18 protein-coding genes and 1 pseudogene are annotated in these 21,317 nt (G+C 68.1%); 9 read left to right on the top strand and 10 right to left on the bottom strand.

Translation table 11 applies throughout. The features are described 5' to 3' along the window. Positions 1-3: 3 nt before the first annotated feature. The 3 genes from ABIA35_RS12265 to ABIA35_RS12255 all read right to left on the bottom strand — a co-directional run bounded on the left by ABIA35_RS12265 (position 4) and on the right by ABIA35_RS12255 (position 3,330). A complete protein-coding gene (locus tag ABIA35_RS12265) occupies positions 4-1,089 on the bottom strand; it encodes an ABC transporter permease (protein ID WP_370357922.1) in 1,086 nt (361 codons plus the stop codon). Then, complete coding sequence (locus tag ABIA35_RS12260; protein ID WP_370357921.1) at positions 1,086-2,174, bottom strand: mandelate racemase/muconate lactonizing enzyme family protein; 1,089 nt, start codon at positions 2,172-2,174, stop codon at positions 1,086-1,088. The genes ABIA35_RS12265 and ABIA35_RS12260 overlap by 4 nt, the downstream gene beginning before the upstream one ends. A 76-nt stretch (positions 2,175-2,250) precedes the next feature. Continuing rightward, on the bottom strand, positions 2,251-3,330 hold the full coding sequence (locus ABIA35_RS12255; RefSeq protein WP_370357920.1) for a substrate-binding domain-containing protein: 1,080 nt from the start codon (positions 3,328-3,330) through the stop codon (positions 2,251-2,253). Between the two features lie 288 nt (positions 3,331-3,618). Between ABIA35_RS12255 and ABIA35_RS12250 the strand changes: the two genes are divergently transcribed. The 6 genes from ABIA35_RS12250 to ABIA35_RS12225 all read left to right on the top strand — a co-directional run bounded on the left by ABIA35_RS12250 (position 3,619) and on the right by ABIA35_RS12225 (position 10,475). Then, a complete protein-coding gene (locus tag ABIA35_RS12250) occupies positions 3,619-4,275 on the top strand; it encodes a GntR family transcriptional regulator (RefSeq protein WP_370334588.1) in 657 nt (218 codons plus the stop codon). Between the two features lie 468 nt (positions 4,276-4,743). After that, on the top strand, positions 4,744-5,598 hold the full coding sequence (locus tag ABIA35_RS12245) for a tryptophan 2,3-dioxygenase (RefSeq protein WP_370357919.1): 855 nt from the start codon (positions 4,744-4,746) through the stop codon (positions 5,596-5,598). Positions 5,599-5,603: 5 nt separating this feature from the next. Continuing rightward, on the top strand, positions 5,604-6,857 hold the full coding sequence (locus ABIA35_RS12240) for a kynureninase (protein WP_370357918.1): 1,254 nt from the start codon (positions 5,604-5,606) through the stop codon (positions 6,855-6,857). Beyond that, positions 6,850-7,713 (top strand): PaaX family transcriptional regulator C-terminal domain-containing protein, encoded by an 864-nt coding sequence (locus ABIA35_RS12235; RefSeq protein WP_370334582.1) that lies wholly within the window; start codon positions 6,850-6,852, stop codon positions 7,711-7,713. The genes ABIA35_RS12240 and ABIA35_RS12235 overlap by 8 nt, the downstream gene beginning before the upstream one ends. Positions 7,714-8,797: 1,084 nt before the next feature. Continuing rightward, entirely contained in the window at positions 8,798-9,097 is a 300-nt protein-coding gene (locus ABIA35_RS12230; RefSeq protein WP_370357917.1) for a hypothetical protein, read from the top strand. Positions 9,098-9,437: 340 nt separating this feature from the next. Further along, positions 9,438-10,475: an ISAs1 family transposase gene (locus ABIA35_RS12225; RefSeq protein ID WP_370357916.1), complete on the top strand. Its 1,038-nt coding sequence runs from the start codon at positions 9,438-9,440 to the stop codon at positions 10,473-10,475. A gap of 17 nt (positions 10,476-10,492) precedes the next feature. Here the strand turns inward: ABIA35_RS12225 and ABIA35_RS12220 are convergent, their stop codons facing one another. From ABIA35_RS12220 to ABIA35_RS12205, 4 genes are all read right to left on the bottom strand, one after another. Then, positions 10,493-10,945 (bottom strand): N-acetyltransferase family protein, encoded by a 453-nt coding sequence (locus tag ABIA35_RS12220; RefSeq protein ID WP_370357915.1) that lies wholly within the window; start codon positions 10,943-10,945, stop codon positions 10,493-10,495. Positions 10,946-11,163: 218 nt separating this feature from the next. Beyond that, positions 11,164-11,907 (bottom strand): alpha/beta fold hydrolase, encoded by a 744-nt coding sequence (locus ABIA35_RS12215; protein WP_370357914.1) that lies wholly within the window; start codon positions 11,905-11,907, stop codon positions 11,164-11,166. Positions 11,908-12,004: 97 nt separating this feature from the next. Continuing rightward, on the bottom strand, positions 12,005-13,996 hold the full coding sequence (locus tag ABIA35_RS12210) for a cell wall-binding repeat-containing protein (RefSeq protein WP_370357913.1): 1,992 nt from the start codon (positions 13,994-13,996) through the stop codon (positions 12,005-12,007). A 343-nt stretch (positions 13,997-14,339) separates the two neighbouring features. Continuing rightward, positions 14,340-14,924, bottom strand: coding sequence for a TetR/AcrR family transcriptional regulator (locus tag ABIA35_RS12205; RefSeq protein WP_370334574.1), 585 nt, complete (start codon positions 14,922-14,924; stop codon positions 14,340-14,342). 105 nt (positions 14,925-15,029) lie between these two features. On the opposite strand from ABIA35_RS12205, the gene ABIA35_RS12200 reads away from it, so the two are divergent. Continuing rightward, positions 15,030-16,118 carry a hypothetical protein gene (locus ABIA35_RS12200; protein ID WP_370357912.1) on the top strand — a complete coding sequence of 363 codons (1,089 nt, stop codon included), beginning with the start codon at positions 15,030-15,032 and terminating at the stop codon, positions 16,116-16,118. Between the two features lie 23 nt (positions 16,119-16,141). On the opposite strand, the gene ABIA35_RS12195 is transcribed toward ABIA35_RS12200, so the two are convergent. From ABIA35_RS12195 to ABIA35_RS12185, 3 genes are all read right to left on the bottom strand, one after another. After that, a complete protein-coding gene (locus ABIA35_RS12195) occupies positions 16,142-16,837 on the bottom strand; it encodes a type 1 glutamine amidotransferase domain-containing protein (protein WP_370334570.1) in 696 nt (231 codons plus the stop codon). Positions 16,838-16,973: 136 nt separating this feature from the next. Further along, complete coding sequence (locus ABIA35_RS12190; RefSeq protein WP_370357911.1) at positions 16,974-18,743, bottom strand: MOSC domain-containing protein; 1,770 nt, start codon at positions 18,741-18,743, stop codon at positions 16,974-16,976. Positions 18,744-18,830: 87 nt separating this feature from the next. Then, the gene (locus ABIA35_RS12185; RefSeq protein ID WP_370357976.1) at positions 18,831-20,201 is read right to left on the bottom strand and encodes an NAD(P)/FAD-dependent oxidoreductase; all 1,371 of its coding nucleotides are present in this window, start codon (positions 20,199-20,201) and stop codon (positions 18,831-18,833) included. Positions 20,202-20,433: 232 nt separating this feature from the next. Here ABIA35_RS12185 and ABIA35_RS12180 point away from each other — a divergent pair, with 232 nt between their 5' ends. Both ABIA35_RS12180 and ABIA35_RS12175 read left to right on the top strand, forming a co-directional pair. Further along, on the top strand, positions 20,434-20,838 hold the full coding sequence (locus ABIA35_RS12180; protein WP_370334565.1) for a nuclear transport factor 2 family protein: 405 nt from the start codon (positions 20,434-20,436) through the stop codon (positions 20,836-20,838). A gap of 308 nt (positions 20,839-21,146) precedes the next feature. Next, positions 21,147-21,284, top strand: a pseudogene (locus ABIA35_RS12175) (esterase); the annotation flags it as partial. Positions 21,285-21,317 lie beyond the last annotated feature (33 nt).

Genomic DNA, 21,317 nt, shown 5'->3' with positions numbered 1-21,317 from the left:
CGCTCATGAGGAAGCCACCGTCCTGCGGGTCGAGATCGCGTCGCGAACGCGGTCGGTGGACAGCGCGACCAGGAGGATCACGCCCAGATAGATGTTCAGGCTCTCCAACCCGATGCCCATCATGGTCAGGCCCTGGCGGATCACCTGGACCAGCGAGGTTCCCAGCAGCGTCCCGACGACCGACACCGCGCCGCCGGCCAGCAGGGTGCCGCCGAGGACCGGGCCGAGGAAGGACGGGATCATGAAGTCGCCGCCGATGTCGGCCGTGAAGGAGCCGGCGGTCACCGCGAGCATGAAGCCCGCGAGCGCCGCCAGGGCACCGGACATCGCGTGCGCGGTGACGATCCGGCGCGAGGCGGGGATGCCCGACAGCTGCGCCGCCGTGACGTTCGAGCCCACCAGCAGCAGTTCGCGGCCCACACGAGTACGGCTGTAGAGGTAGCCGACGATTCCCATGGCCGCCAGGGCGAACAGCATCAGCTGCGGCACTGCCGGGGAACCGCACACCTGACCCGCGCACAGATCGCCCAGTGACAGGTTGCGCAGCTGATCCATCCCGGCGGGCTTGGCGGTGAACGCGGCCGCGGTCGTGAACTGCGAGTAGACCAGGGACACCAGGCCGAGCAGAACGAAATCCATGGCCAGGGTCACCACGAAGGAGTTGACGCCGGTGACGGTGATGATCCAGCCGGTCAGCGCCCCGATCGCGGCACCGGCCAGCAAGCCGACCAGCAGGCCGGCGTACAGCGGCAAGTGCCAGTCCTGATATGCCAGGCCCATGAACATGGCCGAGAACGCGGCCATCCGCCCGACGGCCAGGTTCATGTGGCCGATCGACAGCACCGCCAGCTGTGCCAGGCCGACGACCGTCAACGTCGCGATGTCGCGCAGCAGCGGGAAGACGCTCAACTGCTGGGAGTAGAACGCGCTGCGGGCCGACCCGAAGAACAGCACGAGTATGGTGATGACGAGCAGCAGGCCGACCCGTTGAGCGAATCCCGGTGTGCGGCCGAAGCGGCGGACTGCCTTGGCGGGCCCGCTCACAGCTTCGTCGACGTGGTCCGGTTCCCTCAGTTCCATGGCGCTCATGCCACCCTCCGGTCGTCGATCGCGTCGAAGTCCCAGTCGATGCCCAGCCCCGGCGACTCCGGGGCGACCGCGTGGCCGTCCTCGACGCGCATTCGGCTTCGCGTGATCGCGCGCAACTGCGGGATGTGCTCGACGTAGCGGCCGTTGGGGACCGCGGCCACCAAGCTGACGTGAAGCTCCATGAGGAAGTGCGGGCAGATGTGGACGTTGAACGCCTCGGCCAGATGCGCGATCTTCAGCCACGGCGTGATCCCGCCGACCCGGGCGACGTCGGCCTGCACGATGGAGGCCGCGCCGCGCGCGAGGTAGTCGCGGAACTGGCCGACGGAGTACATCGACTCCCCCACCGCGACCGGGATCGTCGTCGAGCGGGCCAGCACGGCGTGGCCTTCGACGTCGTCAGCCGGCAGCGGCTCCTCGAACCAGGCCAACTCCAGCGGTTCGAAGGCGGCGGCGCGGCGCCGGGCCTCGGCGTGCGTCATCGACTGGTTGGCGTCGACCATGATGTCCAGCCCGGCGCCGACCGCGTCCCGCACCGCGGACAGCCGTTCCACGTCCTGCTCGATCCGGGGCTTGCCGACCTTGAGTTTCACTCCGCGCCAGCCGGCGGCACGAGAGGCCAGCGCACCGGCCACGAGTTCGTCGGTGCCCAGGTGCAGCCAGCCGCCTTCGGTGTCGTACAGCGGCACCTTCTGCCGGAATCCGCCTGCCACCTGCCACAGCGGCTCCCCGGCCCGCTTGCAGCGCAGATCCCACAGTGCGGTGTCCACGGCGGCCAGCGCCAGCGAGGTGATCGCGCCGACGGTCGTCGCCCTGGTCGAGGCGAACAGGTCGGACCAGGCCTGCTCGACCAGTGCGGCATCGGCCCCGACCAGCCGGGGCAGCAGGTGGTCGCGCAGCATCGCCAGCACCGAGGAGCCGCCGGTGCCGATGGTGTAGGAGTATCCGACACCGGTGTTGCCGTCGTCGGTGGTCAGGCGGACGAAGACGGTCTCCTGCTTGAGGAAGGCCTGGACCGCGTCGGTCCGTACCGTCTCCACTTCCAAGTCGGCCAGCCAGGCTTCCGCGTCGACGACCTTGATCATGTGCTTACTCGTTTCTCGTTCGGGGCCGCTGCCGCCCGGCGGGTCCCGCCGGTCCGGGCCGGACGGCGGATCAGGGTCAGGAGCAGGACAGGACGTCGCTCTTGAAGTACGCCATCAGCTGCTGGGTCTTGGCCTGGCGCTGGGTGTCATAGGTGCCGACGTTCGCGGCGGTGACGACGAACTCGCCGGAGTCGACGACGACGCCGGGGTTCTTCACCGTGCAGGCCTTGCTGGCCAGCTGGCCCAGGGCCCACGAACCGACGTACGCCTGCCCGACCGGGTTCTGCGCGACCGTGGCGGCCACCGAGCCGTCCTTGATGCCGGCCAGCACCTTGGGGTCGTCGTCGATCGCGACCACCTTGATCGGCAGGCCCGCGGCCTTCACCGCGGCCGCCGAGGCCACCGCCGGGTTGTAGGCGGTGTTGACGATCCCGTTGATCTGCGAACCGTGCGCGGTCAGCAGATCGGAGACGGCCTTCTGCGCGGTCTGCAGGTCCGTGTCCACGTCCGTGATCGTGGTCAGCAGTTTGACCTGGCCGTGGGTCTCGTCCACCGCCTGCTGCACGCCGGCCTCGCGGCGCTGGGTGTTGGAGTCGACGCTGTTGCCGGTCATGTGGACCAGCACGCCGTGCCCGCCCATCGCGGCGATCGTGGCCTTGGCCGCCTGGTAGGCGGCCTGCTGGACGTCGGTGGACAGGCAGAAGTCCGCGGCGTCGGTGCCCCCGGCCGGGCAGGAGGCCAGCGAGGCGACGGCGAAGCCCTTGGACTTCAGGTCGCCGAACGTGGCGTTGATGTCGGTCGGGGACACCCCGAAGATCCCGAACGCGTTGTAGCCCTGTGCCGCCAGCGAGGTCAGCAGGCTGTTCTGCTTGGCCTGGTCCCACTCGGCGGTCTCGTTGAACGTCACGCCGCCCAGACCGAAGTCGCTCTTGGCCTTGGCGCCGGCCGCGATCCACGGCTGGAAGTACGGGTGCGCGCCGCCGGGCACGAGCGCGACCTTGACGCTCGATATCGGCACCTTCGCCCCGGAACCCTTCGCGCCGCCCGCGGCGGCCGTGCCGCCCGACGACTTCGTGCTGCAGCCGGCCGCCGCCACCATCAGCACCGCGGCCGCTCCGGCCGCCAGCCGGGCCCGGGTCAGGGATGAGCGCGTCATGCTGTCCACCTCCATCAGGATTCGGATCGTATATTTTCCGCTTACCCTGCGGTGTGATCAGCGCGACAGTCAAGAGGTGTTACCCGATCGCAACACGGAGGCTCTTCGCTCGACAGATGGTTGTCAGTCAGCCAAAACATCGACCCAGAAGGCCCGTCATGACCCCCCGGACAGATCTGCCCGACGGAGAATGAGAGGTGGCGTCCCGCCACACAACGGAGCCAGATCCTATATTATTTACTGAGACGAGACGATAGGATCGGCCCACGGGAGACAGGAGGGGACGCGATGGCGTCGACACAGAGAACGGTGCTGACCGAGACGGCCTACGAGCTGATCCGCCAGCGCCTGGTCGACCACGACATCGAGCCGGGCAGCAAACTGAACATCGCCACCCTCAGCGCCGAGCTGGACGTGTCGCCCACCCCGATCCGCGAAGCCCTCGCCCGCCTCGAAGCCGACGGACTGGTCGTCAAACGCAACCTGGCCGGCTACGCCGCCGCCCCGCTGCTGACCAACCAGCAGCTGGAGGACCTGTTCGAGATGCGCCTGCTCATCGAACCCGCCGCCGCCGCACGAGCCGCCGTCCGGATCCCCGGCCCGGACCTGGCCGTCCTGGACGATCTGCTGGTCGAGATGCGCCGCGCCACCCACAGCGAAACCGACAAACAGACCCTGCTCGTGTTCCTCCACCACGACGCGGCCTTCCACGAACAGATCGCGGCCTCAGGCGGCAACACCCTGATGGCCGACACCCTGCGCCGCTTCCACTCCCACGCCCACCTGTACCGGCTGTACTTCGGCAGCGGAATAGCCGAGACCACCTGCCGGGAACACGAGCGGATCGTCGAAGCCCTGCGGGAAGCCGACCCGGACACCGCAGCGGGCGCCATGCGCACGCACATCCGGCGCGCCCGAGAACGGCTCAGCCTCGCGGCGGGCTAGGGCGCTGAGCGGTCATATGCGCCCTTGACGGCTGCCATCATCTTCAGCAGTTCCGCACTTCATGCCGGAGTAAGCCGAGATCGTCCCGTGCCGATACTGCCGACCGGACTTGGGATGCCGGTCAGTCCAACCCAGCGTGATCGGATCCGGCAGCTGCTCTCGCAGGCGCCGATCGCAGCATGGATCCGGTCGAACTGGGCGGCGGTAAGGATCTGCTTGGTCTTCTTCGCCGCCGTCGGACGCTTCACACCTTTGCCCGCGTGGCGAGCGCATCTCCGAGTCGGGCACGGACATCCCATCACTGGCGAACCGGCGCCGCGCGGACTGTCCGCATACCTCGGGACAGGTCAGCACGGAATCAGCGGCAGCGGTGCGCCCAAAGGCTGGCGGCTTGGCGCACATTCGAGTCCCACGATTGCGACGGTCGTCATGATAGTGATACTTTGACGGTCGCGATGGGAGGCTACCGTGACGACCGAGAACGGCGTCCGTCCGCTTGAAGAGGGTGTACGGACAGACTTCAGCTCGACGATGGACTACGGGAGCTATCTCCACCTGGACGCTCTGCTCGCGTCACAGCACCCGGTCAGCGAAGGCCCGCACCCGGATGAGTTGCTGTTCATCATTCAGCACCAGACCACCGAACTGTGGTTCAAGCTGGTCCTGCACGAGCTGCGCGAGGTGCGGGCACACTTCGACACCGACGACGTCGCGCGCGCCCGTAAGGGGCTGGCCAGGGTCAAGCACATCTTCCGCACGCTCACGGAACAGTGGTCGGTGCTGGCGACACTGACCCCGAACGAGTACGCCGAATACCGCGGTAGCCTCGGTTCGTCCTCGGGCTTCCAGAGCCATCAGTACCGTGCGGTCGAGTTCATCCTCGGCAACAAGAACGCCGCCATGCTCGCCGTGTTCGATTCCCGCCCGGGCGAGCAGGCGATGCTGCGCGAGCTGCTGGAAACCCCGACCGTGTACGAGGCGTTCCTGCGCCACCTGGCCCGTGCCGGGCACGACATCCCGGCGGAGGTGCTCGAGCGGGACGTGGCCCAGGCGTGGGTCCCCCAGCCCGAGCTGGTCCCGATGTTCGCGAAGATCTATGAGGACACCGAGGCCCATTGGGCCGCCTACGCCGCGTGCGAGGACCTGGTCGACCTCGAGGACGCCTTCCAGTTCTGGCGCTTCCGACACCTGCGCACGGTGCAACGCACGATCGGTTTCAAGACCGGCACCGGCGGTTCGTCGGGTGTCGCCTTCCTTCAGCGGGCACTCGGGCTGACCTTCTTCCCCGAGCTCTACAGCGTGCGCAGTTCGATCGGGGGCTGAGCCAGATGAACGACGCACTCGCAGCCCTTCCAGCACACCTGGTCCGCAAGGCCCAGGCCCTCGACGTCTCCGACCCGCTCGGCGCCTACCGGGCAAGGTTCGTCCAAGCCGACGGCCTGGTCGCCTATCTGGACGGGAACTCCCTCGGCCGCCCGCTGAGGGCGACCCGCGACAGCCTGTGCGACTTCGTCGACGGCGCCTGGGGCTCCCGCCTGATCCGGGCATGGGATGAGCAGTGGATGGACGCACCGACCGAGCTGGGCGACCGCATCGGCCGAGCCGTTCTGGGCGCCGCACCCGGCCAGACCGTGGTGGCGGACTCGACCACGGTCATGCTCTACAAACTGGCCCGTGCCGCCGTCGACGCCCGCCCCGGGCGGAACGAGATCGTCGCCGACACCGAGAATTTCCCGACCGACCGGTTCGTGCTCGAGGGCATCGCCGCCGAGCGCGGCCTGACGATCCGGTGGATCACGCCGGACCCCGCGGCCGGCGTGACCCTCGACCAAACGAAAGCTCAGCTCTCCGACCGCACAGGCCTGCTGCTGCTCAGCCACATAGCCTACAAGTCCGGCTATGTGGCCGACATGCCGGCGATCACGGCCGCCGCCCACGAAGCCGGCGCACTCGTGCTGTGGGACCTGTGCCACTCGGCCGGCTCGATCGAAGTCGCCCTCGACCGGTCCGGCGTCGACCTCGCCGTCGGCTGCACCTACAAGTATCTCAACGGCGGCCCCGGCGCTCCTGCCTTCGGCTACGTCGCCGGCGCCCTCCAGGACGAACTCCGCCAGCCGATCCAGGGCTGGATGGGGCACGCCGACCCGTTCACCATGGCGGACAGCTACCGGCCGGCGCCCGGCATGCGCCGCTTCATCAGCGGCACCCCGCCGATCGCCGGGATGCTGCCGATCCACGACATGATCGCGCTGATCGAGGAAGTCGGCATGCCCGCCATCGGCACCAAGTCGGTGCAGCTCACCGAGTTCGCGATCGAGATCGCCGACGAGGCGCTCGCCCCGTATGGCGTCCGGGTCGTGTCCCCGCGCGACGCGGCCGTCCGGGGCGGCCATGTGACGCTGGACCACCCTGGATTCAAGGGGATCACCGCCGAATTGTGGAAGCGGGGCGTCATCCCGGACTTCCGGCCGCCGCACGGCCTGCGCGTCGGGCTCTCCCCGCTCAGCACCGGGTTCACCGAGCTCGCCACCGGCCTGGCACACGTCCGTCTCCTGCTCGCGGAGGCCGCGACCCATGGCTGAGGAGGCCGTGGTCCCGCTGGACGATCTCGATTCACGGCCGGGAAGCACCACTTCCCTGCTGCGGACCGTCGTCGGCGTGACCCTGCGCGACCAGGGCGGCTGGCTTTCGTCCGCCGACCTGGTCGCCCTCATGGAGGCGGTCGACTCACCGCCCTCCCGGACCCGCAACGCCCTCACCCGGGTGAAGGCCGGCGGCCTGTTGCTCTCGGAGAACCGCGACGGTCTCCCCGGCTACGCCCTCGCACCTGGTGCGTGGCCGATGCTCGCCCGCGGCGACCGGCGCATCTACCAGCCGCGGTTCATGGCCGACGGGGACCGCTGGTGCCTCATCTCCTTCTCCGTCCCCGAGAGCAGCCGCGAGGTACGCCACCAGCTGAGGCGCCGGCTCAGCTGGATCGGCTGCGGAACGGTGGCAGGCGCCCTGTGGATCTGCCCGGCCTACCTCGCCGACGAGGTCGAGGAAATCGTCGCCGATCTGGGACTCGAGGACCGGGTCACACTCTTCCTCGTCGACGGGGTACGCGGCGTGAACGACCTGCGCGCGGCCGTCGGAAAGTGGTGGGACCTGGACGTGATCCGGGCTCTGCACCACGACTTCCTGGGCCGTGCCCAAGACGCGATCGACGACTATCACACCGACCCCACACCACGAACGGCCTTCCGGGCCTGGATCACCGTCCTCGACGCCTGGCGGCCCATCCCCTATCTCGACCCGGGCCTGCCACGCTCGATCCTGCCCGAGGACTGGCCCGGAGCCCGCAGCATCCCTGTCTTTCTCAACTTCCGCGACAATGCGCTGAGACCGGCCGCGGAATTCGTGGCTTCCACAGTCGGCGGACGCACTCACGGCGCATAGCTGGGCTGACGCCGACGGCCGAGCTGGGCGAGGTGTTTCGGGCGATAGTCGATCATTATCCTTGCCGGAGCCGAATACCTCACCCGTGTATGGCAGGCGCGAGGGCGTCCGTGAAAGTCGTCGGGCGGTATCGGCGTCAGGCTCCTCCACCGCGACGGGTCAGATTGCCTTCGTCTATCGCGAGCGTGCGTCAACCAGCACAGCCGTCGAGCGAGCCACTGTCCCGCATGGACCACGCGCCTCGTGGACATCACCGCTGGTTTTCTGCCAACGACTGTTTCGGAACGTGACTCTCTGACAATCCTAAGGAGGTAATCCGGTGCTCGGGCGGACTGCCAGGTATCAAGCGATGAACGGAGAAGCGACATGCGAATGCGTCCAGCGATATTGGTCGCGGCCGGTGTTCTGTCGGTCGGCTTGGCGAGCGGTACGGCGTCCGCGACCGAATCCGCGGCGTCTGCGAATGAGCCCACTGCGTCCATAGCCACACCCGCCACATTCACGGCCACGGCCTGGGGTTTGGGCGCAACCGCGACGAGCGCCGACCAGGCCGCCTTTCGCGCGCTCAACGCGAGGTACACCGGGTGTACGAACATAGTCCTCATCGCGAGCTACCCGCTGGGCGGCGCCTGGACAGCCGAGGCGCAGGGCACCTGTACCGGAACCGCCTGATACCAGTACGAAGTCCGGCGCTACATCGGCTGGTATCGGCACATCACCTCGGCGATGCGTGCCCGCCCATGCCTTCCTCGCCTGTCTGGCCGTCACCACCGTCGAAAAGGAGGCCGGCCAAGTTCACAACCTGTCATCGCGCTCACTGTGGCGGGAATCCGCAGACTCCTGGCGCATCTGCTCCCACCACAACCAGCCCACCGGGTGAAGATCCCAGCGATGTGCAGTGCGGCCGGGTAGACGATGGCGGTCTTGTCATAGCAGGTGGCAAGGCTACGCCACTGCTTGAGCTGGTTGACGCAGCGTTCGATGGTGTTGCGCCGACGGAAGGTGACCCTGTCGAAGCTCGGCGGTTTACCGCTGGCGCCGCTGCGTCGTTGACGGTCGGTGATCTGATCGGCCGGGGACCCAGATGGTTGCTGACAGCAGGATCGTCGAGGCCGCCCAACAAATGGACCAGAGGTTTTGGGACTACAACTCCATCATCAGAGACCGTCTGATAACCACCGAAGATCAGTGGGCCGCTGTCCGTGAGCCCATCGAGGCCAGTCGATTGGCCTTCATCAACGCCGCCCGTCGACACCTGGTGGGAATCGAAGAACCCGTCCGCAGCCTCGTCGCCCGGCCGAGCCTGGCCGAGCAGCAGCGCCGGCACGCCGTGATCACGTCGGCGAAGAACGTCCGAGCCGGCTTGCCCGCCCATCCCGATTGACGTCCTGACTGTCCGCAGCCGAGCCACGGCCGTTCCATGATCGGTTGGGGTGACTCGATCGGGTGGTCGTTTGCCATTTCCGCTGCTGGGCATGGCAAAGCTCCCGTATGACGAAGGGTTGTTCGATGACCTCTCGTCAGCACAGGAGCTTCGGTGTTTAACGAGTCTGCCATGGCCGCCTCGGGGTTTTCGCAGTTCGTGGCGCGGGTCGCCCGCGCAGTGGATGGCGCCGCGGTGGCGCGGGATGCCGATCCCGGGAGGTCCGTGGTCGACCTGCTGGATCGGTTCCGGATAGTCTCCGACGGCAGGTCGGATACCGGCTGGGATCCCGGCGGCGGCGGTGCCGGCGCTGGCCGCAGCGGCGACGGTGGCCGGGATGAGGTCGTTCGTGGCGATCGCCGGATGGGTGGCCGACGTCCCGGGCTGCCTGCTGGACTCGCGGTACGCCCGCTGCGGTGAGCCGGACGCGGCGGCGCCGTCGAAGACGACGATCTGGCGGATGGTCACCGCGGCCGACGCCGACGCGGTCGATGTGGCGGTCACCGGCTGGCTGGCCGACCGTGATCCGGCACCGGCTGAAGGAGTCCACGTAGTCGGCAAGACGCAGCGCGGCGCGATCGACGCCGACGGCGACCAGGTCCACCTGCTGGCGGCCGTCACCGATACCAGCGTGGTGCTGGCCCAGGACGACGTGGCCGCCAAGACGAACGAGATCACCGGCTTCGCCCCGCTGCTGGACCGCCTGCGGGTGGCCGGGCGTACCGTCACCGCCGACGCCCTGCACACCCAGCGCGGCCACGCCGAATACCAGCACGGCCGGAACGCAAAGTTCGTGTTCTGCGTCAAGGGCAACCAGCCACGCCTGTTTGACGCCCCGGACGTACTGCCCTGGGAGACCGCCCCGACAGGGCACGAGAGCACCGAGCGCGGTCACGGCCGGTTCACTCGCCGCACCATCTGCGTGCTGCCCGCCCCCGAAGACCTGCCGTTCCCAGGCTGTGGTGCGCTGTCCGCAGCAAAGCTGGTTGCCGAGACCGGCCGGCCCGACCGGTTCACCTCTGGCGCGGCGTTCGCAACGTTCAGCAGCACCGCGCCGATACCCGCGTCCTCGGGAGCCTCACATCGACAGCGACTCAACCGCGGCGGCAATCGGCAGGTCAACGCTGCCATCCATCGAATCGCGATCACTCAATCGTGGATGTACGAGCCTGCGACGAACTACCTCGCTCGGCGACGATCGCAAGGGGACAGTAGCCGTGAAGCCTATCGAGCGCTCAAGCGCCACATCGCACGCAAGGTCTACACGCTCCTCATGCACGACTTCGCAATCAGCAACTCAACAGCCCCTTCCAGCGGAGAGTTGCCGAGCTCGGCCTAGCTGACCGCGCGGTTGGGTCACCGAGCTCGCGGAGGTCGGGCAACGAATGCGGACTTGGCGTCGGGGTCGAAGCCACATGCCTTGTAGAACGCGAGAGTGGACGACCTTCGGGAACCGGTCATCAGCATGGCCTTGTAGCAGCCGGCATCCCAAGCGACCTGGAGGGTGTCCGCCATGATGCGCTTGCCCAGGCCGGTACCACGCAGTTCCTTCTCCACGACGACGTTCTCGATGACAGCGTAGGGCGACGCGGACCGCGAGAGATTGGGGATCAGATTCAAGTAGGCCGTGGCGATGATGGCGCCGCCGGTGTCGAGGACGAACAGGTGCAATCCCGGCCGATCGATGATCGCGGCAAAGGCCGCTGCGTCCGAGCCGTCCGTGAGCTCCGGGTCGTCCGGGTTCAGCTGTCGGTAAAGCTGTCGAATCTGTTCGAAGTCCTCAATCCCAGCCTCACGGAAGACAAGCATGCCTCAGGGTAGCTCCGCCCGACGCTGTGGGGATCTTCGGTGGTGGTCTTGATCCGCTTCGTGGTGTGTCACGACCGAACTCATTCTGAACGGAGATCAACTCACGAATATCCCCTGCTGGAGGCTGCATGAGCCTCGGTTGGCATTGGAGCGACAGGACATCTCCATCGCCGGACGCGTGTGGGTCGGTCGCGCTGCAACTGGCCCACATCTTTGTGTCAGGTCGACGTGGCTCGGCGTATGGGCATGAGCGTCGGCGTCGGCTGCGTGGTGAGGAATTCGGCGGTCAGGGAGTACACCGCGTCGGGCTTTTCGATGACCAGCAGATGCGATGTGCCGGGGACGATGGCCAGTTCGGAATCCGGGATGCCGTGATAGAGCGCGATGGTGTGTTCCAGTGAGACCGTGTCGTCGTCGCCGACTATGACCAGGGTGCGGGCCGCGACTGCTCGCAGGTCGTCGGAGGTGAGAGTGGGCTCCGTCGCAGCCATGTCGAGGACCTTGCGGGCGATGACGGGGAAATGTTCTCCGCCGTCAGGGGACACCTCCCCGTGGCGGGAGCTCATGCGGCTTAGCGTCTCCTCGTCAAACTCGCTGAGGGTGCCGGGCAGGTTGCCGTCGTAGTGGAAGGTTCCGCTGACGAGCACTAGTTTTCGGACCAGGTCGGGGCGCTTCAGGGCCACCAGCAGGGCGACGTTGGCTCCGTCGCTGTGGCCGACCAGATGGGCGGGCTCGCCCACCACCTTGTCGAGAAAGGCGATGGTGTCATCGGCCATTGCTTCGTAGGTGAGCGGACCTTCGACGTCGGGGGTGCGGCCGTGGCCGCGCCGGTCGACGGTGTAGACGCGGAAGTTGCCGACGAAGAAGGGCAGAACAGGTGCGAACATCCGCGAATCCACGAAGCCGCTGTGGAGCAGGAGCACCGATTCGCCGTCGCCGTGCACCTCGTACCAGGTCGCCACGTCGCGTAGCTGGATATTCGCCATGATTCAGTATGGCCGGTCAGGGCGTGCCTTGGGTCGAGTATCGCGGTGAGCAGACCATGCGGCCGGAGTCGGCTCACGAGATCCTGTCCAGATTGGTCTGCCCGAGCTGCGCCATGATCAGCTTGACCACAGCCGGGCTCACGGCCGCATCGCCGCCGAATACGCTCACGGCCGACGTTGTGTAGCGGAACCGGAACACTGCTTGTGCTGTGCCTCCGTCGCCGACTGTCTCGCTGGCCGGATCGGTGAGGATCAGCGGCCCGCCGACCGATGCCAGGTAAGCGCCACCGGTCATCGCGTCCGGGAACTGCAGGCCGGTGGCGATGCCGATCGGGGCGTTGACGGCGAACCTCTGGGCCACCAGCCACGCCGTGTCGTAACGGTCCGCGCCCGCGATGTCCGTGGCCGCCTTGCCGGCTCCCGGTAGTGTTCCGACCGCCGATACGGCTGCGCCCCCGACGGCTGCCACGTCGACAGCGGTGGTTGAGAACTTGCTCTTCACGTACGTCGCCACCGCGGGGGTGAGGGTCTTGTCGTCCGACAGGACGACGGCTGCGCCGCCTCCGCCGAAGACGTCGGCCGCGAACGGGCCCGAGGACAGAGCGTCGGCGAACCCGTCGTTGTCCGCTCCCTGGTCGCCCCGCGCAACGACGACGTGCGAGGGGTTGTTCATCCCCAACTGCGCGATCTCCAGCGATGTCGTGTAGCGGTCCGCGCCGCCGTAGCGGGTGATCTGGTATCCGAGGCCTGACAGCTCCTTCTGGATACCCTGGCTGACCGCCCCGGTCTGACCGAGGATGTAGATCGCACCACCCTCCGGCAGGATGCGCTGGATCTCGGCCAGAACTGCCGGGTCGACGGAAGACTGCTTGCCGTCGGTCAGCAGCAGCGGGCCGTTCTTGGCCTTGGCCAGCGGGACGCCGGACAAGGCGTCCGGGAACGCGGTGCCGGTCGCGAGGACGACCGCGTTCGCCTGGACGCGGCCGGCCGGGCCACCGGTCACGCCGTGATCCGCCCAGCGCGCCTGCGAGGCCAGCAGGCTCGTCCGGTAGCGGTCGGCGCCCGCGTACTGGGTGATCGGCGCCGGATTCCATGGGGCGTCCACGACCTGGGTCGTCGACGCGGTCCCGGTACTGCCGAACGCGTCGTGGATGGTGAGCGTGATGGTATAGGTGCCGGCCGCGGCGTACTTGTGGCTCGGGTCCGCCGGCAGCGCGGCACCGGTCGCATGGAGCGTCTGGATGTCAGGGGCTTGTGGCGTGCCGTCGCCCCAGTTGATCGTGTAGGTCGCGGGCGTCGCGAGGCTGTCCACCGACGAGCCGTCCAGGTAGGCGTAAACGGTAAACGGCCTGCCCCCTCGCGATTGGAGCTCAGCCTGGACCGCGCTGGGGTTGATCGTGATCGACTGCGAAGACGTGGCCGCCGCGACACCGTTGTCGAACACAGTGAGGACGACGGTATACGGCGTCATCCGCGGAGTCGCGTATACGTGCGTGCCGGTAAGCGCGGAGAACGGCTCACCCGGCTTGGTCGTGTCGGTGTGACCGTCGCCCCAGTCGATGGAGTAGGTCACGTTGGTGTCGAACTTGTCGGCAAAGGCGTCAGGGAGGGCGGTCACTGTGCTGCCGTAGTGCGCGTTCTGCGGGACCCACATATACGCGAAGTCGCCGACGACGATATCGGCCTCGTTGACGATCGAGGTGCTGGCACCCTGCTCGACCAAATACAGCACGACGGTGTACCCACGGGCGGCCGTAGTCGTATACGTATGGTCGCCGACCGACAGAGCACGGGTCACCGGATCGATCGTGAGCGACGACGTCGTGCCATCACCCCACTGCACGACGCTCTTGGCCGCGTCGATATCCGTGTCGGCGAACGAGCCGGTCAGGTCGGCGTGGACCGTCATGCGGCTCGGCTCAGTAAGCGTCGGCACAGCCGCGGTCGTCGCGACGGCGGCATACGCCACTGCGGTGCCGCCGGCCCCGAAGCCGGCAGCGGCAAGGGACGTGCCGACGGCAAGAGCCGACAGGCGAGTCGCAGATGGCTTCAAGCGGCTGCTCATGACGTGCGGAACCCTCCCCAAATACGTATACGGCCGGCGCCTGCATCAGCAAGTCCGGCGATCACCGGCGATATGCGGCCTCGGAAGCATACGCGCTCGCTTTCCATGCCCTACACCTCGCCCGTAACAAGATCGTCGGGACGGTTCAGACAAGAGCTGCCGGTGCTCGCGAGCTAGACGACAGAAGGGCTCTGACCAACGAAGATTCCTCAGCCAAGTGAACCTGACCCAACCAGCCGCACGGCGCTGTGGGTGCCGGCCATCTGATCTCTGATTCGCTGGTCCACCGTTACGACCCCGCAGCCGGTCCGGACGGTCTTCAGGGGGCTGGGGGCGTTCTGCGCTACGGCCTACGCAGGCCGCGCAGCCCGCGCTCCATCGTCTCGGGGCTGAGGTCGCCGAGTAGCAGGTGGCCGAACATGTAGCCCGGGGTCGTCATGAACAGGAAGGTGCCGACCGCCTCGGGGTCGGCGTCCGGGGCGAGGCGGCCGGCGGCCAGTTCGCGGCGGGCGATCTCGGTCCAGAAGTCGCGCATCCGCTGCATGTTGGCGGTGACGATGGGGACCAATGCCGGGTTGTGGGTGGCCTCGGCCCACACCTGCGGGGCCACCGAGCCGGGGCCGGCGGCCAGGTCCTGGAGCTGGAGCGTGTAGCGGCGCATCACGTCTTCGAGGGCCGGCGCGGGGTGCTCGGCCAGCACTGTGTCGAAGAACGGGATGATCGTGCGGACGGCCCGCTCGGCCATCGCGGCGATGATCTCGTCCTTGCTCTTGAAGTAGCTGTAGACGGCGCCGGCGGACAGTCCGGCCTCGGCGAAGACGTCGTTCATCGAGGTGGTGTGGAAGCCCTTGCGCGCGAAGCAGCGCTGCGCGGCGGACAGGATCTGCTCCCGTCGGGCGGCGGCGTGTTCTGCGGAGACCTTGGGCACAGGTACAACCTAAAACGAACGCTCGTTCTTGACAATGCGGGCCGATCCGGTGAGCATGGGTGTCGGCGATAAAACAAAACGAGCATTCTTTTTAAGGGGACCGCCATGAGGCATCTCACCCGTCCGACCGGTGTCGCCCTGGCCGCCGTCGGCATCCAGGCGCTGATGGTGTTCGCGTTCACCGCACCGGCCGCCCACAGCGCCCCGCACAAGGTCCCGCTGGTGGTGAGCGCCCCCGCCCCGCTGCGCGCGACGATCGAGCAGCGGCTGGAGCACGCCGCGCCGGGCGCCTTCGCGGTGCGCGAAGTCTCCGACGAGGCGAGCGCACGCGCCGCGCTCACCGATCGGGACGCGTACGGGGCCGTGGTCGTGACAAGTCAGGGCCCGCACATGCTCGTCGCCTCCGCCGCCAGCCCGACGGTCGCGGCCCTGCTCACCGAAGTCGGCTCACATCTGGCATCCCCCGACTCCACCGGTTCGGCAACGTCCCCCGACTCCACCGGTTCGGCAGCGTCCACCGGCACCCCGGCCGAGGTGACCGACGTGGTCCCGGCATCGACGGCCGACCCGCACGGCGCGGCGTTCACCTCGATGGTCCTCCCGGTGGTGATGTCCTCCCTGATCGGCGGAGTCCTGCTCACCATCAAGCTCCCCCGCCTGCGCGAAAGAGCCCTCGGCACCCTGCTCTTCGCTCTCGGCGGCGGCGCCTCCGTCGCCCTGATAGCCGGCCACGCCCTGGCCTTCCTGCCCGGCGCGTTCCTCCCCCTGGCCGCGGCGACCGCGGCGCCGATCGCCACCATCAGCCTCTTCAGCACCGCCACGGCCTCGCTCGTCGGCCGCTTCGGCTTCGCCGCCGCCGGCGCGATCATGATGCTGCTCTCCAACCCTCTGTCGGCAGCGTCGAGCGCCCCCGAGCTCCTCCCCACCCCCTGGGGCCGGATCGGCCAGGACCTGCCCGCCGGCGCCGCCGCCACGCTGATCCGCTCGACGGCGTTCTTTCACGGGCACGGCGGCGGGCACGCTGAGGTCGTGCTGGGCATGTGGACCGCGGCCGCGGTCTTGATGCTGCTGGCGGCGGGCGTGCGGGGGCGGCTCCGGACGAGGAAGGGCGGAGGGGCTCACGGCGTCGGTGCGGGTACCGGCGACCGGAGAGCGGCTCATGCCGCGATCGTCCAGGAGGCTGGGTCACTTTAGGGCTGGATCACTTTAGGGCTGGGTCACTTTAGAATTTCGAGCATCCGGTTGCCAAGGATCGCCGCCGAGGCCGGGTTCTGCCCCGTGACCAGGTTGCGGTCCTCCACCATGTACGGCTTCCACATGGGGCCGCGGCTGAACTTCACCCCGACCTTCTCCTTCACGTCGGTCTCGAGCAGCCACGGCGCCAGGGGGGCGAGCCCGACGCCCTCCTCCTCATCGTTGGTGAAGCAGGTGATGTGGAAGCCCTTGAACGGAGACTCACCGTGGATCCTGGTGGCCAGGAGTGCGGCGGGGGCATGGCAGACGATGAACAGCGGGTTGCCCGAGGTCAGCTGTTGGGTCAGCAGTCGGCCCACGTCGGCGTCGAACGCCAGGTCCGCCATGGGTCCGTGGCCGCCCGGCAGGTAGACGGCGTCGTAGTCCTCCAGGCGCACGTCCGACAACTGCAGCGGCCGACGCATCGCCTCCGCGGAACGGATGATGGCCTCCAGCTCCAGGGCCGCCTCGTTGCCGCCGACCATCTCGGGGCGCAGGCTCATCATGTCGACGTTCGGCGTCACGCCCCTCGGCGTCGCGACCACGACCTCGTGACCGGCCTCGGTAAGGATCTTGTACGGATTCGCGAACTCCTCGGCCCAGTAGCCGGTCGCATACCGCGTGCCGTCCTTCAGGACCCAATAGGTAGCTCCGCTGACGATGAAAAGCACCTTGGCCATGGAAAAGACCTCCTTCTTCACCCTTTTCGCCACCATAAGCACGGGTGCGTACCGCCCGCGCGCCAGACGGTCCGCTACGGTCCGTCCGTTCCAGCCGTCCGACGGCTCTCGTGGCTGGTGGGGTGCACGATCCTGTTCACAGGTCCAGACCGATATCGGCAGTGGGTGTTGAACAGCAGATGAGGGCGCTTCCCTCAGCCGGGAGCTCCACGGGCTCCGGTGAGTAGCCGACGCTGCCGGTGACCAGGGCGGTTTCGCAGGTGTGGCATACGCCTGTACGGCAGGACCAGCGGACGGGGACGTCGCAGGCTTCTGCGAGTTCGAGCAGGGTCCCGTATTCGGGGTGCCAGGGGGTTGTCAGACCGCTGCGGGTGAAGGACACGGACGGCCCCGCTCGTCCGCCGGGGACACGGGCCGGCTGGTGTGGCGCCGGAGCGGGTCCGGCCACCACGCCGGGGGTGATGGCGGACCTGGCCCCGAAGATCTCGATGTGGATCCGCGAGGCCGACAGTCCGCAGGCCGCCAGCGCCTCGGTCATGTCCTTCATGAACGTTTCCGGGCCGCAGATGTAGGCATCAGCGTCCTGAGGCGGCTGCAGGTCACGGACCCGCTCGAGTTCGAGTCGTCCGGCGGACGTGTAGTCGACGCCGGGGCGATCGGTGTCGCGCGGAGCGCTGTAGAAGATGAACGACCGACTCGCGGGCAGCCGGCCGAGCAGCGTGCGCGTTTCCTCGGCGAACGGATGGTTCGCGCCGTCTCGAGCCGCGTGGAGCCACCAGACCCTGCGCGGCGAACGCTGCGCGGCCAGGGCTTGGAGCATGGCCAGGACCGGGGTGGCGCCGACGCCGGCGGACAGCAGCAGAACCGGGGTATCGGCATCCTTCAGCAGGAACGTGCCCCGCGGAGCGGCCACATCGAGAGTGTCACCGACTCTTGCGTGCTGACGCAGGTAGGTGCTGGCAACGCCGTGCGGCTCCTGCTTGACGCTGATGCGGTACGTCTCGGCGCCCGGCCGGCCGGACAGTGAGTAGTTGCGGATGACCGGCGGTCCCTGCGGGTCCGGCTGCAGGCGGATCCCGAGGTACTGCCCCGGCAGCGCGGCCGGGAGGGGTTCGTGGTCGACGGATGCCAGGGTGAGCGAGAAGATGCTCGCGCTCTCCGGTTCGATGCCGACGATCTCCTGCGGACGGAACCCGGGCCAGGCCGGGGGCGGAGCGGTGATCGTCAGACCACTGTTACCGCTCTCGCTCTGGGAATCGCCGTCCGCGTCGGCGAGCAGGGCCCGGAACGAGGTCTGCCATCCAGGGCTCAGCGCGGGGATGCGCAGGGCGCGTTCGAGTCCCTGCCTGGGGTGGCCGGGCAGGTAGAGCAGTGCGTCGATCTCCGCGACGGTCATCGTCTCGGGGCCTGAGGCGATCTTCACGATCTCGTCCCCGGCCCGTACCCGCCCTTCCGTCAACACGCGCATGTAGAAGCCCGGGCGATGGTGGGATACGAGCAGCGCGGCCATCTGCGGTTCTCCGAGCCGAAGCCCCACGCGGTAGCACGTCACGCGGGGTTGGGTGACCTCGAACACCGCCTCGCCGATCCCGTAGCGGTCGCCGATGCAGACCTCGTCGTCGGCCAGTCCGTCCACGGTGAAGTTCTCGCCGAACTGCCCGTGAACGAAGTCGTCCCGCTTCATGTACTGCTGCCAGTGGCGATAGGACTCGAGCTGGTAGACCAAGACGGCGCGCTGCTCGCCGCCATGTCCGGCAAGGTCGCCCTGTCCGTCGCCGTCCAGATTGAGCCGCCGCACCGTCACAGGCCCGGTAACGGGCTGCTTCCAAATGCCCGTGCGAACCGTCGTGCCACGCCAAGCGACGTCCTTGGGCATGCCGACGTTCACCGAGACCAGCGTGGCCATACGACATCCTCCTCCCGTAAGCAGCCGCCATTCGGGTGAAGTCGATATGCTCTCCGGCGCTCAAGCCGAATCAGTGCCCGGCATGCGTCAGTGCCCGGCATGCGTCGATGACTTCACCGCATCGCGTGCGCCGACGATCTGGATGCGTAGCGCGCGCAGAGCGTCGCTATAGATCTCTGAGAAGGTCGGGAACGGCTGGATCACATCGCGGAGCACGTCGATCGGGACCCGGGCACGGATGGCGAGCGTGGCTTGCTGGAGCCATTCGCCGGCCTCCGGACCGAGCGCGTAGGCGCCGGTCACCACCTCGCCATCGCTGAGCAGGGTCAGGAAGCCGTTCGATTTCGCGTAGGCGTGCGTGTATGTGGCCGTCTTGGCCACCTCGGACAGCCGCGCCGTCGCGCTGAACCGATCCTCGTGCACGCCCACCGAGGCCGCCTGCGGGTCGGTGTAGACGGCGTCCGGGATGGCCTCGTAGTGGGCTTCCCGCGGCTCGCCCAGGAGGTTCGAGGCGATCACCTCGGCCTGGTACTTGCCGACATGGGTGAGCAGCCGCACGCCGGTGACGTCGCCCAGCGCCCACAGCCGCTCCCCGGCGCGCAGGCGCGCGTCCACCTCGATGCCGTGGCGGCCCGCTTCGACACCGACCGTGTCCAGGCCCTCGGGCAGCCTCGGGCGACGGCCTGTGGCCACCAAGAGATGGTCGCCGCGCAGTTCAACGCCATCCTCGAGAGACAAAACGTAGTCCCCGCCTTCGCGCCGCGCTCCGGTCGCCTGCACGCCGAGATGCAGCTCGATGCCGTCGTCGCGCAGGACGTCGCCGAGTGCCTCGCCCAACGGCTCGGGCTCGTGGGACAGCAGATGAGAAGCTCCCTCGACAAGCGCCACCTCGCCCCCGAGCCGGCGTACGGCCTGGGCCATCTCGACGCCCACGGGTCCTCCGCCGAGTATCAGCAGGCGCCGTGGAACCGTCTTCATGCCGGTGACCTCGCGATTCGTCCAGATGCCCGCGAGCTCGCGCAGGCCCGGGACCGGTGGGATCACGGCGTCCGAACCTGTGGCCACGACCACGTCGTGGGCCGTGTGGCGCCGCCCGTCCACGTCCACCACGCCCGGCCCCGCGAGGCGGCCGGTGCCGCGCAGCAGGTCGACGCCCTTGTCCGCCAGCCAGTCGGCCTGGCCGCTGTCGGAATAGCCGGAGACGATGAAATCGCGCCAATCAAGCGCTGCCTTCACGTCGACCTGCGCGGTCGCGCCCGCATCCCGCGCGTGCCGCACCGCCTCGCCCGGACGCAGGAGCGACTTGGAGGGGATGCACGCGTAATAGGAGCACTCGCCGCCGACGAGGTCTCGCTCGACGAGGGCGACACGCAGACCTCCGTCGGCGAGCGCTCCCACACAGTGCTCTCCGGGCGCGCCGCCGCCGATCACGATGACGTCATACGAAGGGTCCGCCATGATCTGCCTCCCGCCCGGCTCGGGCCCGGCGCCCAGATCGTCGTTGATCACTGAGACGTTCCCGTGAACACACCCCACGATATGCCGGGCTTCAGATCGGGCAACTTGTGGCGCCGAACGTTCTGACGCCGCTACGGGACGGCAGTCCCGATGCGCACGGTCGTGCGCGCGTTTACGGTGGACGTGAGCAAACATCGTCAAGTAGCCAAAATAGGGCAGAAGGGGCGGCTCGATGGATCGGGATGACCGCATCAGGGCCGCCATCGAGGAACACTGGCGAGCATCAGAAGGCGGGGACATCGAAGCCGAGCACGCTGTGTACGACGCTGACGCGGTTCTCGACTACCCGCAGTCGGGTGAGCGATTCCGCGGCCGCGAGGCGATTTCGGCGCAACGCGGTGGACACCCGGCAAACCGCCATTTCACAGTCCTGCGAATCACCGGCGCCGGGGATCTGTGGGTGAGCGAGTGCGTCATCACGTACGACGGCGTGCCCAGCTACTCGGTGAGCGTCATGGAATTCGACCACGAGCATGTGGTCCACGAGACGCAGTACTTCGCCGACCCCTTCGGGGCGCCCGAATGGCGAACCGAACTCGCCGAGCCGATGCCAGGCAGAACCATCACGAAGGCATGACCTCCGGTGGCGTGGTTCTCCTGGAAGGAGCAGGCACGCGCAACGTCCGCGTACAGCCTCGGTCCAGCGCATGTGAGGAGACCCGATGACGGCCACAACCACACTCGCGCCGACCGCACCCGTTCTGGAGCCGGACGCGAAGCGGCTGGCCGAGGAGACCGACCCGCATCCGCGGATCTACGAGATGGCCCTGGACCAAGCCAGAGCCCTGTTCGATCAGCTGCAGTCGGGCGCCGGCGTGGCGAAGCCCGAGATCCACGAGGAGTGGGTCGAGGTGGACGCCGGCGAGTGGGGAGCCGTCCGTGCGCGCATGGATGGTGCACGACTTCCTGATGCTCGACAGCCTGCGCGACACCAACGCCGCCAACCTCGCCCGCCGCCTGGCCGTGGACGCACTCAAGTCCGCACTGCACGATCCACCTCGCGCCAGTGACCCAGAACCCTGACAAACCACGCACCGCCCGAGGTCCGGACCCGAA

This window comes from Catenulispora sp. MAP12-49 (assembly GCF_041262705.1).
In the GTDB taxonomy this organism is placed as follows: domain Bacteria; phylum Actinomycetota; class Actinomycetes; order Streptomycetales; family Catenulisporaceae; genus Catenulispora.
The sequence above is the reverse complement of the archived record's forward strand: the minus strand, read 5'-3'. Positions and strand labels throughout refer to the sequence as shown.